The organism is Haloferax sp. ATB1, from assembly GCF_000730175.1.
This window is the reverse complement of record NZ_JPES01000041.1, coordinates 1-16216: the sequence shown is the minus strand read 5'-3', so window position 1 is coordinate 16216 and position 16216 is coordinate 1. Positions and strand designations below refer to the sequence as shown.

The 16216-nt window shown below is 58.9% G+C and carries 17 protein-coding genes and 3 pseudogenes; 6 read left to right on the top strand and 14 right to left on the bottom strand.

What is annotated here, in order from left to right; genetic code table 11:
- Positions 1 to 66 precede the first annotated feature (66 nt).
- The 4 genes from ATB1_RS06635 to ATB1_RS06620 all read left to right on the top strand — a co-directional run bounded on the left by ATB1_RS06635 (position 67) and on the right by ATB1_RS06620 (position 4590).
- Positions 67 to 1998: a COG1361 S-layer family protein gene (locus ATB1_RS06635; protein WP_042662801.1), complete on the top strand. Its 1932-nt coding sequence runs from the start codon at positions 67 to 69 to the stop codon at positions 1996 to 1998.
- On the top strand, positions 1995 to 2762 hold the full coding sequence (locus ATB1_RS06630) for an ABC transporter ATP-binding protein (RefSeq protein ID WP_052367796.1): 768 nt from the start codon (positions 1995 to 1997) through the stop codon (positions 2760 to 2762). Before ATB1_RS06635 ends, ATB1_RS06630 begins: the two co-directional genes overlap by 4 nt.
- Complete coding sequence (locus ATB1_RS06625) at positions 2759 to 3478, top strand: ABC transporter permease (RefSeq protein ID WP_042662799.1); 720 nt, start codon at positions 2759 to 2761, stop codon at positions 3476 to 3478. Before ATB1_RS06630 ends, ATB1_RS06625 begins: the two co-directional genes overlap by 4 nt.
- Before the next feature lie 170 nt (positions 3479 to 3648).
- Complete coding sequence (locus ATB1_RS06620) at positions 3649 to 4590, top strand: NADP-dependent oxidoreductase (protein WP_241768108.1); 942 nt, start codon at positions 3649 to 3651, stop codon at positions 4588 to 4590.
- Positions 4591 to 4768: 178 nt separating this feature from the next.
- Here the strand turns inward: ATB1_RS06620 and ATB1_RS24510 are convergent.
- The 4 genes and pseudogenes from ATB1_RS24510 to ATB1_RS06615 form a co-directional block, all read right to left on the bottom strand.
- Positions 4769 to 5236: pseudogene (locus ATB1_RS24510) on the bottom strand (PQQ-binding-like beta-propeller repeat protein); the annotation flags it as partial.
- Between the two features lie 88 nt (positions 5237 to 5324).
- Positions 5325 to 5531 carry a PQQ-binding-like beta-propeller repeat protein gene (locus ATB1_RS20415; RefSeq protein WP_157837722.1) on the bottom strand — a complete coding sequence of 69 codons (207 nt, stop codon included), beginning with the start codon at positions 5529 to 5531 and terminating at the stop codon, positions 5325 to 5327.
- A 66-nt stretch (positions 5532 to 5597) separates the two neighbouring features.
- Positions 5598 to 5819 carry a PQQ-binding-like beta-propeller repeat protein gene (locus tag ATB1_RS24505; RefSeq protein ID WP_394324766.1) on the bottom strand — a complete coding sequence of 74 codons (222 nt, stop codon included), beginning with the start codon at positions 5817 to 5819 and terminating at the stop codon, positions 5598 to 5600.
- Between the two features lie 185 nt (positions 5820 to 6004).
- A pseudogene (locus tag ATB1_RS06615) lies at positions 6005 to 6932 on the bottom strand (transcription initiation factor IIB family protein).
- Between the two features lie 382 nt (positions 6933 to 7314).
- On the opposite strand from ATB1_RS06615, the gene ATB1_RS06610 reads away from it, so the two are divergent.
- The gene (locus ATB1_RS06610) at positions 7315 to 7500 is read left to right on the top strand and encodes a hypothetical protein (protein WP_042662797.1); all 186 of its coding nucleotides are present in this window, start codon (positions 7315 to 7317) and stop codon (positions 7498 to 7500) included.
- Positions 7501 to 7537: 37 nt separating this feature from the next.
- On the opposite strand, the gene ATB1_RS20410 is transcribed toward ATB1_RS06610, so the two are convergent.
- From ATB1_RS20410 to ATB1_RS06575, 8 genes are all read right to left on the bottom strand, one after another.
- Complete coding sequence (locus ATB1_RS20410) at positions 7538 to 7945, bottom strand: SWIM zinc finger family protein (protein WP_082256301.1); 408 nt, start codon at positions 7943 to 7945, stop codon at positions 7538 to 7540.
- Between the two features lie 173 nt (positions 7946 to 8118).
- Complete coding sequence (locus ATB1_RS06605; protein WP_042662795.1) at positions 8119 to 8730, bottom strand: HD family hydrolase; 612 nt, start codon at positions 8728 to 8730, stop codon at positions 8119 to 8121.
- A 223-nt stretch (positions 8731 to 8953) separates the two neighbouring features.
- Positions 8954 to 9883, bottom strand: coding sequence for a hypothetical protein (locus tag ATB1_RS06600; RefSeq protein ID WP_042662794.1), 930 nt, complete (start codon positions 9881 to 9883; stop codon positions 8954 to 8956).
- Positions 9884 to 9958: 75 nt separating this feature from the next.
- Positions 9959 to 10297 (bottom strand): hypothetical protein, encoded by a 339-nt coding sequence (locus ATB1_RS06595; RefSeq protein WP_042662793.1) that lies wholly within the window; start codon positions 10295 to 10297, stop codon positions 9959 to 9961.
- A gap of 98 nt (positions 10298 to 10395) precedes the next feature.
- Positions 10396 to 10791 (bottom strand): hypothetical protein, encoded by a 396-nt coding sequence (locus ATB1_RS06590; protein WP_042662792.1) that lies wholly within the window; start codon positions 10789 to 10791, stop codon positions 10396 to 10398.
- 155 nt (positions 10792 to 10946) lie between these two features.
- Positions 10947 to 11207, bottom strand: coding sequence for a hypothetical protein (locus tag ATB1_RS06585; protein ID WP_042662791.1), 261 nt, complete (start codon positions 11205 to 11207; stop codon positions 10947 to 10949).
- Positions 11208 to 11225: 18 nt separating this feature from the next.
- The gene (locus ATB1_RS06580) at positions 11226 to 11717 is read right to left on the bottom strand and encodes a hypothetical protein (protein ID WP_042662790.1); all 492 of its coding nucleotides are present in this window, start codon (positions 11715 to 11717) and stop codon (positions 11226 to 11228) included.
- Positions 11718 to 12348: 631 nt separating this feature from the next.
- Complete coding sequence (locus ATB1_RS06575) at positions 12349 to 12828, bottom strand: hypothetical protein (RefSeq protein WP_128081419.1); 480 nt, start codon at positions 12826 to 12828, stop codon at positions 12349 to 12351.
- A 1271-nt stretch (positions 12829 to 14099) separates the two neighbouring features.
- Here ATB1_RS06575 and ATB1_RS06570 point away from each other — a divergent pair.
- Positions 14100 to 14384 carry a PadR family transcriptional regulator gene (locus tag ATB1_RS06570; RefSeq protein ID WP_042662788.1) on the top strand — a complete coding sequence of 95 codons (285 nt, stop codon included), beginning with the start codon at positions 14100 to 14102 and terminating at the stop codon, positions 14382 to 14384.
- 35 nt (positions 14385 to 14419) lie between these two features.
- Here ATB1_RS06570 and ATB1_RS20405 read toward each other — a convergent pair whose 3' ends face one another.
- On the bottom strand, positions 14420 to 14920 hold the full coding sequence (locus ATB1_RS20405; protein ID WP_082256300.1) for a hypothetical protein: 501 nt from the start codon (positions 14918 to 14920) through the stop codon (positions 14420 to 14422).
- A 236-nt stretch (positions 14921 to 15156) separates the two neighbouring features.
- Positions 15157 to 16055 (bottom strand): annotated as a pseudogene (locus ATB1_RS06565) (SOSS complex subunit B family protein).
- Positions 16056 to 16216: the final 161 nt, after the last annotated feature.

Sequence of the window (16216 nt, the reverse complement as noted above, 5' to 3'; positions counted from 1 at the left end):
CTACCGCACCCCTGATCCTACCGGCTATCGTCCGAGGCTCGTCGCACCTTCGCTACGGACTGCGCTATGAAATACGCAAAAATCGGCGCAGTACTGCTCGTCGTTCTGCTCGTCGCATCGACGCCGGCGACGGCCGTCGTCCGTGGCAGTCCCGACCTCGACGTGACAGCGCCACCCCAGACCTTCGTTCCGGGAGAGGAGTCGACGCTGACGCTGACCGTCTCGAACGCCGGGGACCTCGACATCGGTTCGGGGTCGAACTCCGCGCTCAACACCGAGGTTACGACCGCCCGGGCGGTGGACGTCGAACTCGATACGAGCGGAACCCCTGTCACGACGACCCCCGGGACGCGGACGATCGGCAGCCTTCCGGAAGGCGGCGCCGCACAGCTCCCGTTCCAGATCGTCGTTGACGAGGACGCGGCCCCGGGTACCTACACTCTCGAGGCCGACGTCGAGTACGTCTATACCGGAAACGTCGGCGAGCTGAACGGCGCACGACAGACGCGGACCGCAGAGCGATCGTTCGACGTCGAGGTACGGGTCGACGACCGCGCCCGGTTCGAGGTCGTGAACACCGAGACCAACGTCCGAGTCGGTGCGACGGGAACGGTGTCGGTAACGCTCGAAAACGTCGGCGAGGAGACCGCTACGTCGTCCGCGGTCGCGCTCCAATCGCAGAACTCGGATCTCGGGTTCGGTCAGTCGAGGAGCGGTACCCGGGTCGTCGGGCAGTGGGACTCCGGCGAACGACGCACGATCCAGTACCAAGTCACGGCCGCGTCCTCCGCGGAGCAACACGCCTACGCCTTCACGGCACAGGTGCTCTTCGACGACGGTGAGGGTATCCCCCGTCGGTCCGAAAACCTGACCGTCGGTGTCACACCGGAAGCCGAACAACGGTTCTCCGTCGTCTCGACGGAGAGTGACGTTTCGGTCGGCGAATCGGGTGATCTCGCCCTCACCCTGCGGAACGACGGTCCGATTCCGGTGGGGGACGTGGCGGTAACCGTCGAGTCACAGAGCCCGCACGTCGTCTTCGGCGGAACTGAGACGGCGACCCGCTTCGTGGGGGAGTGGCAACCCGGTGAAACCCGGACCCTCGGATACGATCTCACGGCTACCGACGCGGCGGATGCACGTGCCTATGCGCTCGAAGCGACCGTATCGTACGACGACCAAGCGGGTTCTCGGGCGACCGCTCGGCCGCTTTCGCTAGCGGTTTCCCCCGAATCCGAACGGGGATTCTCCCTGTCAAACGTCTCGTCGACGCTCCGGGTCGGCGAAGAGGGGGAGATCACGGGAACGATCACGAACGACCGTCGGTCCGTGGCCCGCGACGTCGTCGTTCACCTCGTTTCCAACCACACGACCGTTCACCCGACGGAGACCGAGTACGCCGTCGGGACGCTCGAGTCCGGCGAATCCGCGAACTTCAGTGTCTCGGCTCGGGCCGACTCTCGGGCCGACCCGGTTCCCCGCCAGTTCGCCTTCAGAGCCACGTACCAGACGCCGGACAACCGTTCACAGCGCAGTGACACGTTGCTGGTTCAGCGTGCAGTGGCGCCCGAACGCACCCGTCTCGAGGTCACCGGTATCGAGACCAACGTCACGACGGACGCGTCCAACCGAATCGTATTGGGTGTCCGGAACACGGCGGACGTTCGGTTCCAGAACGTCACCGTTCGCGTCGTTCCGTCCGCACCCCTTTCGAGCGCGTCGCCCGAAGCGTACACGGAATCGATCGATGCAGGCGAACAGAAGGAGTTCACCTTCGAGTTGGCGGTGGCCGACGACGCCGTTCCCACCACACACGGGCTCCGAGTCGCGGTCGTAGCCGAGGAGCCGGACGGCGATCTGTATCGGAGTGACCGTCAGGTCGCGGTGCGCGTCCGAGAACCCGGGTTGCTCGGACAGGCCTGGGTAATCGTCCTCTTGGGTGCGGTCGTCGTCGGGGTCGTCCTTCTTGCCGGCCAGCGGCTCGCCAATCGCCAATGAACGACACGCCATCCATCACTACGACGGATCTGAGAAAAGAGTTCGGCCCGGTCACGGCGACCGCGGATGTCGACCTCTCGGTCAGCGGTGCGCAGATTATCGGCGTCGCGGGCCCGAGCGGAGCCGGGAAATCCGTGCTACTCAAAATCCTCCTAGGACTGATCCGCCCGACGAACGGGTCCTCTCTCCTGTTCGGCGTGAAGAGCGAAGACCTCGGCCCGACGGAGCGCCGACGAATCGGATACATGCCGCAGCATACGGCCCTCTACGACGAACTCACCGTCCAACAGAACGTCAGGTTCTTCGCGGAGCTCTACAGCGTCGAGACTCCCGACGAGCAGATCCGAGAGATATTGGAGTTCGTGAACCTCTGGGACAGGCGAGACGCCCGAATCGACGAGTTGTCCGGCGGGATGACTCGCCGGACGAGCCTCGCGTCCGCGATCGTCCACGACCCGGACCTCATGATTCTCGACGAACCGACCGTCGGACTCGACCCGAAGCTTCGCGCGACGATGTGGGATTCGTTCCGGGAGCGGTGTGACGCCGGCGCTCTGATTCTCGTCTCGACTCACTACCTCGGGGAGGCCTATCGCTGCGACCGAGTGCTCTTCTTGCGGAACGGACGGGTACTGGCGATGGATACGCCGGACAGGTTCCTCGAACGAACGGGGACGCGGAACCTCGAAGACGCGTTCCTCGACCTGCTCGAGGACCCCGCGGCAGAGACCGATACGGAAGTGTCCGACGGAGAGGACCAGTGACGGGCGGCACGTGGACGGTCGCCCGACGAATACTTCGGGGCATTCGGGGGGACCGAATGACGATCGGGCTCGTGATCGGGGCGCCCGTGTTTATCATGTACCTCGTCAGCGAGGTATTCGCGGATACGCAGGGTCTCGCACCGATGATCCTCGGTATCTTGGTGTTCGTACTGACGTACATGCTGACGTCGATCGGGTTCCTCCGAGAGCGACAGGCGGGTACGCTCGAGCGGATTCTCGTCGCCCCGATCTCGCGTACCAGTATCGTCGTCGGGTACTTCCTCGGCTACGGTGTGCTCGCGACCATCCAGTCGCTCGTTCTCTTGATGGCGGCGCTCTTCTTTCTCGAAGTCGAGTTCGCCCACGGCATCTTTCTGTTCTTCGTCCTCGAGATACTCGGTGCCATGACGGCCATCGGAATCGGGATCCTCTTGTCGCTGTTCGCCGACAACGAGTTTCAAGCGATCCAGTTCATTCCCCTCGTGCTGACTCCACAGGTCGTCTTGGGAGGAACGTTTACACCGATTGATACGTTGCCGCTCTATCTGAGACTCCCGGCGCGGGTGATGCCACTCACCTATCTCGTCCAAGGCATGGACTACGTCATCGCTGGAATCGGGTTTCTCGACGATTTCATCATTGCGGTCGCGGTACTGATTGAGTTCACCGTCCTCGCTATCGGAGTCTCTCAAATCGTGATAAACAACCTCTCTTGAAAACCGGTAGACGGTGTCATTCAGAATCTGTCTGCGTCTCGTGTATTTGTAACAGCCGACTATACTCGGAATAACTTACTCAAGTCTAACTCGCCAATGTTCGTCTATAGATGAATTCCGATGCGAACCGACAGTGGCGTCTCGCGAGTAGACCCACCGGGACGCCGACGATGGAGAACTTCGAGCTGGTCGAGACAGCGGTTCCCGAACCCGGAGCGGAAGAGGTTCTCCTGCGGTCGAAATACCTCTCGGTCGATCCGTACATGCGCGGTCTGATGAGCGAGGGCGGAGCGTGGGACGTCGGCGAACCCATGGGGGCGAGTGTCGTGGGCGAGGTCGTCGAATCCGATCACCCCCGTTTCGAGCCCGGCGATATGGCTACGGGCGACCTTCTGTGGGCGGAGTACGCGACGGCCAGCGGAGACGAGCTTCAACCGATCGACCCCGACCTCGCTCCGGTCTCGACGGCACTCGGGGTATTGGGGATATCGGGCAGTACCGCCTACTTCGGGATGCGCGACGTGGGCGACCCGAAACCAGACGACACGGTCGTCGTCTCGGGTGCGGCGGGGGCGGTCGGCTCCGTCGCCGGTCAGATCGCCAAACTTGAAGGATCTCGTGTGGTCGGCATTGCGGGTTCGGAACGGAAAGTCCAGTGGTTGACCGACGACCTCGGCTTCGACGACGCGATCGACTACAAAAGTGCAGATGATCTCTCAGCGGCGGTCGCGGAAGCCTGTCCCGAGGGCGTCGACCTGTACTACGACAACGTGGACGGTGAGGTCACCGACGCCGTGTTCGAGCATCTGAACGAGCACGCCCGTGTCGTGGCCTGCGGTCAGGTCGCGCTGTATAATGCGACAGAGGTGCCGATCGGGCCGCGCAAGCTACCGACGATAACCCAGAAGAGAGTGCGTGTCGAGGGCTTCTCGATCAATGACTATATGACCGAGATTCAAGACGCAACTGAGCAGCTCGCGCAATGGATCCAGCAGGGTGACGTGCAGTATGAAGAGACAATTACGGAGGGCTTCGAGAACATGCCTGACGCCTTCCTCGGGTTGTTCGAGGGCGCTAACATCGGCAAACAACTGGTGAAAGTCGAAGGCTGATTCGTAAGCCCCTAGCGGGCCGTCGGCCTCAGTCCGAAGCGGATCTGAAGGTTTGTTAGTTAAAATTTCTGTAACAAATAGACTGCACCCTTTGCAGACCCGACATAGGCCAAATTACTGTCAGCCGACCAGCTAGTAAGTTGGGTTCCATCCTCAAACACCTACTGTTTCTCACCTGTCACCACATCAAGCGCGAACTTGAACCAATTCTGTGAATCAACCCTTCCCCACGAGTCGACATATAACGAGCCACCAACGGTGACAGATAGCACCAGGCCCTCAACACCCTCGTTGGGGGTCCATGTCCAATCGAGATCACCACCCTTAGTGTCGAAAGCGCGAACCGTACCTCCACCGGCAAAGAGAACATCAACCTGCACCGGTACCGTAGGACGAACCCTGACTCGTCCGCCTGCCACCGTTGTCCACCACTAACTGGGTCGAATGCGGCGATGTGCTGGCCGCCGACATAGAGAGTGCCACCATGGAGGGTCGTCGGCGTCGCGAGCCAGTCGTCGTGACTCCATGTTTCCTTACCCGTCTCGCTATCCAGCGCAATGAGTTTTCCACGGGTATCACACTCGTCGGCAACGAAACAGACTGTTTTGTCGGTAGCTGCAATTGTCTGGTGAGAATAATCTTCGACCGCTACAGTCCACTGCTACTCACCGGTGGACGTAGATCGCCTCAGTAGCCAAGAGTCAACCAGAGGGGTCACCAATCTCCCCGGACCACTACTCTGCTCCATCAGCAGCAGAGAGTGCGTAAAGTGTCTGGCCGGCATCTGCAATCGCGTCGTCTTCAGTCCTCACATACAGCACATCCTCAGTAACGCCAAGAATTCCCAGCAACCATGCTTCAGGACTGAACGTCCACTCTACAGCTCCGGTTTCGGCGTCAAGGACGACTAACCCGTGTTCTCGAACAATTCGTTTTCCCAACAATAACGAATACTGTCTCGCCGACGTGGACTGGTGAACTACGGAATTCGGTGTCTGCCTTATATACTACTGTTGGCTTCCGTTAGTAGTGTTCAGCGATGCGATAGACCCGTACTTCGTTCCCACGTAGAGATGCTCTCCTGTACTCGTCGGGGGAGTCGCGATCGCTGAACCAAGCGTTTGCTGCCAGACGACAGGAGGGTCTGGCTGTGTGGTTTGGGCACGTGTGGTCGTCTCCGTCCCGGTTTCTGTCTGGGTCTCTGCGTCTGTCGTCGTCTCTGCAGGCACCTCAGAACCAAGACAGCCAGCGGTTCCGAGCCCACTGGTGGCGGCACAAGCACGAAGGAATCGGCCACGGTGAGGGGAGGGGAGCCACCATCAATTTCGTTTTACCTGTTAGATATTTTGTGGTCAGCTGATGGAATGTAGTGACGTGGCAACAGATTATCTCGCTCATCCCCCAGCGCAGACGTTCAAGTGGTAGCTTCACACAACGTCTGGTAGTGCGTCCGAATTGTTTGAGTTGAGGTATCACTCACGGCCGCAACACGCGCCTGCGTGAGCGGCCAGCCCCGCTCAGTCGCAGCAGTGTACACACACGCTGCCGCGACTGCATGCGGATTCGCGCCCCGATGAGCCCACTCATCGCTCGATGTCTCAGCTAACGACCGTGCTCGTCGTCGAATCTGGTCCGTCACATCAAGCGCATCTGCCACTCGCGGAACGAACTCAACCGGTGGAACTGGCTTCGCAGGCAGCCCGAGTTCTGTATTGAGTGCGTTATACGCTGACCGGACACGCGACTCTGCCACCCGTGCCAGCGGGACGAGTTCAGCGAGCGTCCGCGATAACCCCTGCACATCGACAGGCCGCATGGACGCTCGCAGCTGCGACTGCTTCAATCGACCGCCCTGGCAGCAGATCCGCCTGTTGAGCTGACCGGAAACACCGACAGGCTTGGTCACGCAGACTGTCCGGGAGGTCAAGCGCACCGATGAGTCGCCGGACTTCGTCCAACCCGTGTGCGAGTCGACGCTCGCGACTCGACTGATACCGACTCCGGCTATGCTGGGTGCGGAGTCGGGAGAGTTGCTGTCGTCGTTCGCCCGGGATCGGTGTCCCGTTCGCGTCGACGTGTCTGCCGATTTCGGTCGCGAGGCCATGGTCGTGCCGCGTCGGCGTTCGCGGCGCACCCACTCGTTTTCGCTCCTTGCGCTCGAACGACCGCCACTCCGGGCCGCGGTCGATACCGTGGCCGTCGATGATGAGCCCACAGGAGTCGCACCGTCGCTCACCAGCGTCCGTAATGACCTGCCCACCACACTCTGGACAGGAGGCGTTCCCACAGGATTTCCCGCACGATTCGTCGAACTGTCGCTCGTAGACATCTCGTGTCGCCATCTCGAACACCGCGCGACGCATCTCGGTGCGCCCCGCACCCGTCAGGGGCCAAAAAAACGCGGTTGCTGTCTCGAACAAGCAGGCTTCAGTTGGGGAGTCATTAAATGATTGAACCACAACATCAAACAGGCTAGCAAGTGGACTACCGTTGCAGGCTCGTCGTGTCACACAAGACGCGCCCTGTTCTGCAACGGGTGCGAAATCGCGTACCAAGCCATCTGCATCCACCCCTTGATAACTCCCTTGTGGGCCTCGTGCCCACCGAGTTTCGTGCACTCGACACTCGAGTTATCGATATCTATGAGTCACGGGTCGCGGACTGCGTTAGTCGGAATTGCTCACCAGGCGAACAGTTAACTGAAACAACAAAGGACTGTCTTGTATGAGTAGCTCACCATGGACTGCGAACTTTGCGACTGAAAAAAGCAGATGTGCAGCCGATATCCAACGCCTCCTCGAGAAGTATCCTCAGCCGGTCGTCTACGAGGTCATGAGTGAACTGCTCCGTCGAGAGATGCGCGAGCAGTTTGCTGGTGCGTACGCTGCGTCCCAGCAGTCTGACGACTGACGAGTGACTGGTTGACGTACGAAACTCTCACCAACGGCTACTCAGACAGGTCACGCCGCCCAGCGTCGACACAGTTCCAACAGGGAAGAGCTTCAGACAGTTGTTCACACTCGCAGGGCAGGCCTGGTGTGTCGTCATCGCCGTTTGGTGGGCTACCACCGTCAGCAACGACGCGCATCTGGACCGCAATTTCGAGTATTCGTGGGCGAATCGCGACCGCAACCCGATGTTTACACGGGCCGTCACCATTCGCATCGGCGGGACATGAACACGAATCGGGCACGCCATCCCGAATTCGAACGCGGTACTCGTGCGCGGTCGGGTCGGCATAGCTCTCGTTGCGAACACGGACATCGCCGTCGAGGAGTTCGAACGCGAACGCCTCGTACTGTGCCCGCTTGAGGACGCGCGTAGGAGGATCGAACTCTGGTAGTACAGGAGTCATGATAGTCAGCGCGCAATGCGCGCACCCCTTCGGGCGCATCAAAAACTACACTACTGAACAGAGTGACAGGTGACACAGAATCAGGTCGGATTCTTTTTGCTGCCCTGTCCTGATCGTCCTGCAGTCAATACAGGTTCGACACCGACCAGGGGAGTCGTGACTGAAAGACGTATTCAGAGTTGGCAGGGTCGCCCGAGTTCTCGTTCGTACTGCGATTTGATTTCCTCGAACAAATCCTGGCCGAACTCTGTCTGGAAGCGAGGCGCGGCGGTAGCAAAGAACTCGTCCAGATTCTCGAACTCGGCAAAGTGGTCGTTCGCCTCGGCCTCGTCGTACCGGCCTTGGCGCTCGTACTTGAGCGCCTGGAGACAATTATCGATTAGATCCATGTCCTTGACGAACTGTGCCGTCGGGGTGTCACGTGCTTCGTACTCTTCCCAGAGCGTCAGCAGTTCGGTATCGTTGAAAGGTCCGACGAGATCGGTTACTGCACTCCGTTCAGCTGTCTCCTTCTCGGACGTGGAGATGGTCTGGCGTCCGTCTTCCGCGCGGGTTGCGATATCGCCCGTTCGAGCTTCGCCGAGGTCGTGAATAAGTGCCATCGTCACTGCTTTCTGACGGTCAACCTCTTCCTGGTCGGCATAGAGCAGACAAAGCGACGCTGTCCCCCACGTGTGAGCTGCGACCGATTCAGGCGAGTCGATATTCCGAAGCACCCATCCCGTCCGAAGTTCGTCCTTCAAGTCGAACCATTCAAGCAAGGAGTCGAGTTCGTCGGTCATCATATCGTGGAGAAGGGAAGTGGCTAGTTCAACTCATCGAGACTATTCCGCCGGGTCGTCGACAGTCAGTCAATAAATCCGCAGGAACGGTGTGCCGAGCGATTCACCGCTGGACCTGCGAAAACAACACCCGGTGAAAAGTTCTATACACCCTCTGTTACAGACAAACTACGTCTGACAAAGAGGCATCAACAAAGGGCGACAACCGAGCGACAAATAAGAAGCCTCAGACCGCGTCGAGTGTCGAGAGAATCTCTTCGGCCGTCCCGCTGATCCGGCCCAGTCGCTCTTGGAGCACGTCCGTCTCGTCGTCCTGCCACGCCGCGAGGTAGAACGCCGACCCACTCGTGTCTAAGCCGAGATAGCGACCGACGACGTACGCAACGGCCTCCGCTTCGACCTCGCGTTTCGCCCGCTCGGTCGCGTCAGTAATGTCGAAGTGCAAAATCGCGTGGGCGTACTCGTGGATGACCGTCGACGCGAGGTCTGCGCGATTCGACCGGTCCTTCACTTCCACGAGTGGGGTGAGATCCTGGACGCTCCGCGACTGGCAGACGCCTTTCGCCTCCCCATGTCGCCACTCGTCGGGATCGACGATGCGGACCGTTACACCGAGGTCCGACGCAATATTGGTGAGATCCTCGACGAGCGTGTCAGGCTCGCCGGTCGCCGCCGTGTCCAGCTCTGGGAGTGGCTCGCCCTCGGTCTGCGAAATATCGAAAACTGGTGCGGGTTTGAAGCCCACGAGACCCTCCGACCACTCTTCGGGAGGCGTCTCGTCGTACTCACACTCGCTGTTTTCGTGGTAGCTCGGTGCATTCCCACACTCGGGACACTGGGTTGTGATGATCGGTGCCCAAATCCAGATCGCCGACTCGCCTTCTTCGACGTATCGGTCGAACTCTTCTTGCCACGTCCGGTAGCCCGCGACCTTCGTCGCTTCGGGACACTGGAGGTTGATGAGGAGTGTGTTGCGGTGGGAGTAGTCGTGGAACCGGCTCTGGACGTCCAGCCACGCTTGGAACTGCTCGCTCGCCCGAGCGTCGTCGACGTCGGCAGCGAGGTCTGCAAGCCACTGCTCGATTGTGCGATGCATCTCATCGTGTCGCGTGTCGGTCTCGTCGAACGACACCGACGGAGAACTCGTTGTTGCCATTGGTTTCAGTTCTAACACGTCCTTCCAGGACGCGCCGCACCCCTCTGGGGCGCACAAAAACAGGCGGGACGACACCTACTGGTCAGTGTCCTCGCGCTCGAGGCTGTGAAGATACTCTCGACACTCGCTGAACAGGCCGCTCGCAGTCGCCTCGCCGGTCGTGAGGTGACGAACCCACTCAATCGCCCAGCAGTACACGGGATCTGACTCACCTTTCCCGTGGATGTACCACCAACGAGCCGCTTTGAGAACGACCAGTGGGTTCGTCGGTGGTTGCTCGCTCAAGAGAGCCCACGTTATCGACTCAATTTCATCGGGAACGTCGACTCGAGAGAGGTCAGTACTATGTACGAGTTCGAGATCAACTGGAATCTCGTCGATCGAGACGTCTGACTCTGTCTGTTGGTGACTCATGGAAATCACGTCACACGGACTATGTTTTCAGCCCGCACCCATCACGGGCACAAAAAATCTCGATGTCGCGCGGGTACCGAGGAGTCTCTCGATCGACGCTATGCGAGGTGCGACACCGCCTCGGGTTCGGATTCGTCAGCGAACTCGTTGCGCTCGACTGGCGTCCAGTCTTCGGTCGTGGTTGGTGCCCACCAATCGACGTGGTAGTCACCGGGCGCACCGAGAATCTTAACTTGTGCTTCATCGTCGGGAAGCGGTCGGCGAAGTTTCTCGTCGACGTGGAGATTCCACGTCGTCGTCGCGTCGAATGTGATGATGACCGCCTCATCGTAGCCACGTGACTCAGGCGACTCACGGCACGTCACGCTGGTATTGCACTCTGTGCAGAACACCCCCTCGAAGGGAATGTGCGTGAACGCTTCCGTGCCACACACCGGACACCACAGAAACTCGAACAGCGCCTCGTCGTGGCGGAACACGCGCTCGAGACTCATCGATTACTCACCTCCCTGGCGAGCATCGCGGGCGACTGGTGGTGAACGCGGGACAACTCAACTGCGAATGTTGGAATCGGCATCTGTTACTGCGCCTCCGCCCCTTCGGGCGGCGCAAAAACAACACCAAGCGCACCACCAGACTACTCGGTCGCTCAGTCTGTGTCTGCTGCTAACCTCGCGAGGACGTCGTCGTGTGAGACCGTTCGGACGCGCTCAACAAACGCACGTGCAGCAGCGCCAGTTGCAAACACCGACGCATCGTAGCCGACGGTGCCACCGAACACAGTCCACTCGTCGGTCATCACACCGCCAGACAACGGCGTGTACTCAACTCGATACTTGGCAGTTGCGTCGTCAACGACGAGTCGAACAGCGAGACCACGATCAGGAAGCGTCTCTCTCAGGAGTTCCATCGGGCACAGCCTCCAAAGTCAGTAATGGACATCAGCGGGAACGATCCACAGATGGTCGTTCGACCCGACGAGTTGCTCGAGTCGCTCTCGATGCCGAACCCCATCACCGAACTCATCGTAGAGGTACACCGCCGGCCCGCGGTACGCCCCGAGATTGTGGCACGCATGCCTGACGAGGTCCTCATCGCGCATGATCGCCGCGACGTCAAGGTCGTCAACGCCCTCTCGAACACGCTCGAGATTCCGCTCGAACTCGCGTGTCGTCGCCTGCCAGCCGCGCTCAAGCAGTTCTTGGCCGTCCTCCGAGGCAATGGGAACTGCAACCGGGAGATCACCCCAGCGAGCGCTGCCGGCGACCGTTGTTGAATCGTCATCGAACGTCACATAGTAGTCGAACACCGCCTCGGCTTGGGGGGCGACTCCCACAAGTTGGTCGAACACATTGGCGGCCCGTGAGAGGGCTTCGTCTGTTGTCGATGCAGTCACGAGCGCGTAGATTACTTGGTGCATTCGTCGTTACCTCGTCAACTCAGGAGTCGAAGTCTATCCGACCCGCTGCGCCGGCGCCTATCGCCGGCGCACACAAACACAACCCACCACGACGCACCGGTGTTCACGTGTACTGTTGCTCTTGAGCCCCTAGAGGACATATCACACTGATTCTGCTGAATCCTCAGTCGTTGATAAACCGGTGAAACCATACTGAACTCAGGGCGCAAGTCGATCCCCAGCATAACATCCCGCCTGAGAGAGTCGAATCGCTCAAAACTGACCAGTAGTTAATTACCGGTTGTTTCGGGGATCGGGGATAGGTCTCTGTTGAAACACCGAAGGCGATGCTCTACAGTTCTACGTAACCATCATTCGCAGTAGCCTCTACTCGACAAGAATGTCAGGTTCTGATTACAGCAAGAGCAGTCCCAGTCCGATTGCGATCGACAGGATGCCTAGCGCCCAGCACGTGAGTGTGAGTCCAAGCAGTTTCAACACAGAGGTTGCCTCCTGTCTTGATCGACTGACGGGGGCGTATTAGGCACTCCGCCGACTGTACTCCTCGCAGTACAGTCTGTAGTACTCAGGGGAATCAACGCTGCACCAAGTCAGACAAGCGAGTACAACAGCCAGATATGTTTCAAATCAATCAGGCTTTTTCGCGACAGATAGTGACATAGTCTTCGACGATTGATTTGAATTCCTCGAGGTTCCTCTCCGTGACTAGTGTTTGGAAGCTCACCTCTTGGTCACCCCGGGGGACACCCCGGAGAGACTGGAATGCGTGTTTGAAGTCGACGTAGTCCTGTTCGTCCCAACCAACCGGTGGTTCAGATTCGTGATTGTAAGGCATCTTAGCGGGCCAGATTTTCACCAACCCACTCACATTCGCCGAGAACACGCTTGGGTTGTTCTGGTAATCGCCCCGATGAGCGTCGACAAACATTCGAAAGTTTGCATTCTTTGCCTCTCCTATCTCGATATCGTCTCCGAGATCTTGGGCGAAGTCATACAAATCTATGAATGCCTGCGATACTTCCTCAGAAATCTGTCCCTGCTTCCGTTTGAGGTCAAGATCCTGGTAGAGTTCAGATTCCGATTCGACGTATTCTGGCCCAGTTCGTGACATAGTATATTCTATCACGACATACTGTTGGCCTATAGACCTATTGACACCAGTTAGTTCCACTACCGAGTCTCTCGACTTCCGCGATAACCTCACGATTAGAGGAGAGCACCTACGTACAGCACCGAACCCAAGACAACGAGAATCGACGTCGCGGTAACCGAACCAGTCCTACTCATCGGTTAGTTCAGCGTGGTAGAGATGGAATAAACGGGTTCTGAGATGAATGCACCGTCTATCTGAGTCACACGATTTCTGTTAGGTTCTAAGAATCTCAACAGAACTCTGGTCCACTCCTCGTACCAACATCAGATGTCTGGATCAGGTCCATACTGCGGTGTTCGACATACGGAACACCGCCAGATTGCTCCACCAGTCCACGCTGCAGGTGGACTATCTTCGCGTGAATCGAACCGATGCGGTGTCTGTTCACTACACGACTGACAGCGGAGCAGTTGCCGTGTTAATGAGGTAGACATCGGCTGTGACGGCGACGTGTCGACAGACGTTCGTCGAAGCGCAAACGCTGGGACAACCCACGTCTTCGGGTCCGAGAGCAACTGCTCACGCCGGGAGCCCTCAGTAATCTGCGTCCCAGCAGCATCGTACCATCGGGAGGCAGAACCCTCCGCTGAAGGAGAATCGGACCACAGCGGGACTGTCCTCGCTTTCTCCACGAACCCATCCGCACGTGACCCAGTTGCTGGGACGACGTCCGGGAGGTGACCCCATCGCGTCTGGAGTGGTTCTGCGAGCGACTGTTCAAGTGCCGCGATGGGCGTGCACTCGTCAATGGTCGACGAGTGAGAACGCTGCAGTAAGCGTGCTGCGGCAGTCCCTTTTGCGACCGCCCCACGCGAGGACTGTGAGGTGACGAGCAAACAGATGATGCCGTGAAGTGATTGCTCGCGTGACTCTGAAGCGCTGTCTGGGCCCGAGACATCCTGTTCGAGGCAGAACCGACACTGGCTCTGAGTCCGAGGAATGGCCCGCTCACAGGTCTGACAGATGTCCGTGTCTATATCGTCACCAACGGGGTAGTCACGTTCTGGAATTGCGTCGCCGTGCTCGGTGTGGTTGGGTTCCAACTGCACGTCCGGAATCTGCGTCGCTTCGCCATACGGTCGAAATTCCGCGGTCGGATCACGGTAGGGCGGCATACCGCGTCGTGGCTGTACCTTCCGATATAAACGTTCGTCCAGCGAGGGCGCTCTGAAACCCGGCCGATGGCCAACAAACGTATATGTATTCTGAAACTAGCCATAGGCAGCAAAATGTACGATTTGACCGGGTTCCAACGCGACCTGCTGTATGTCACCGCCGGCTTGGACGAGCCACACGGGCTAGCAATCAAAGACCAACTCGAGGACTACTACGAAACCGAGATCCACCACGGCCGGCTGTATCCCAACCTCGATACGCTCGTCGAGAAGGGACTGCTCGACAAAGGCGAAAAAGACCGCCGAACGAACGTCTACGCAATCACCGCTCGCGGTCGCCGAGAAATCGAAGCCCGCGACGACTGGGAACAGCAGTATACGAGTACACTCACTGAGTAAGAACTAATAAGGCGACCACAAGCGGCGAAGATACGCTATGTACCTTGTTGCGAGTTATTCCTTGCATCAAATTCTGTTACCGCTCGCTTGATTACTACTGGGCGACGGCTGACGCGACCTGAAGCAACCCGCATTAATCCTTGAGGATAGTACTCATCCCCATACCCAAAGATTCGATTGACAGCAGCTCGCGGAACAGCAACCTCATCGAACTCAGTAATCGTGTAGATGAGATTCGAAGGTGCGTTCCGCCAGAACGTTGTGCTTGCCCAATTGGAAGAATCCTCAAATGTTAGCCCAACGAACCCAGTGCCTACGTATTGACCATCCTGATAAAACAATACAAGATCGCCTGACTCCATTTTCTCGAAGTAGTTTCGGTTACTCTCACCATCACGGGCACCCCAGAATCGGACAGACTCAAGGTTGGAAAGTGCAGCAGGGTGATCCGGATATCCATCTAATTCAACGCGGTTGAGAACTGTTCTGCGGAAATTTCCGGGGTCACACGGGACGAGAAAGACATTTCCAGCCATGACTAGTCACTACAAATACATGTTTTATAGTACTTCTGGACCTCACGTTATTAGACCGTGATTCCTACGGTCCATATCAGGAAGGTTGCCGCCATGGACATGCATCTCGATGTTGAGTATGGACCAAGGTCGTGGCTGCGCGCGCAGCTCCGAAGGAGCGAGCACGGAGCGGAGGGTGGGGCGGTGGGGTCTGGGTCGGCCCGGCCACCAACAAAAAAGAAGGCTGCGTCGCGACGTTAGGCGTCCCACCAGGCGTCGCGCTCGGGGAAGTGCACGGTCGTCCACCCCGTCAGCGCAATCGAGACACGCCCGTCGTACCAGTTTCGCGCCGCTCCGTGAATCCGCACGCGTTCGCCCTCGCGAATCCACGGCACGTCCGACGCTTCCAACTCGTCAGCTTCACCTGCCCGCTTTCGTCTTCGAGTATCCCCGCTTGCTGAATCGCTGGCGACTCTGACTCCCACACCGTCGTCAGCGTCCCTTCAATGCACACCTCGCGTCGCGACACGCCCTCAAGCTTCCCAATCGGCACCATTGTTCCCGGTGCGTCTTCGAGTTCCTCGAACACGCTCACCGCTGCCGACAGCATGTCTTTCCCGCTCAACACCGCTTCACTCAGTCGCCGACTGATCGCCGCTCGCGACCAGCCATCCAACTTCTCCGCCAACCGTTTTGCCTGAGAGTTCACCGCGCCCAACTGGTCTTGAGTTAGCTCCGTCCGAGGGTCAGCCCGGTCGGGGTCCGCCATCGGATTCACGCTTGCCGCACGCTTCTGGAACTGCCGCCGCCGCTCAGCGCTTCGTTCGGCCGCAATTGCCCGCGACCGCGCCTCACGGCCCTCTTGCGAGCCCAGTTCTGCACGCGCACTAATCCGTTCGAGTTCGGCTTCCCGCGCTCGAATGCGCTCTTCTTGGGCCAACGTCACGCCGTCAATCCGCTCGTCGCTCGTATCTGCAATCCCGTCAGGGTGGTTCGCATCCACTTTTGCTTGGATCTCCTGTTGCACCGTCGCCTGGAACGTTGGCGTCTCGTCGACGACCTCAAACCCGTCTTCATCGACTGTCGTCTCATCCGCTTGCTCGAACGCCTGTTCAGCCACCGAAACTACCTTTCGACTGGAGTTGTTACTAGACATTGTAGTCCTTGAAGGCACTGGCGCGCCAACGCCCGCGACTCCACTCGCGGGATTCTCACGAACCAACCTGCTTGAGCCACGGCTTCGACGTCGACCGATGACGCCGTCACCGAGGTGCCCGCGCCGCGCCTTCACGCCGGACCCTGTCCGGCGCGGCGCGG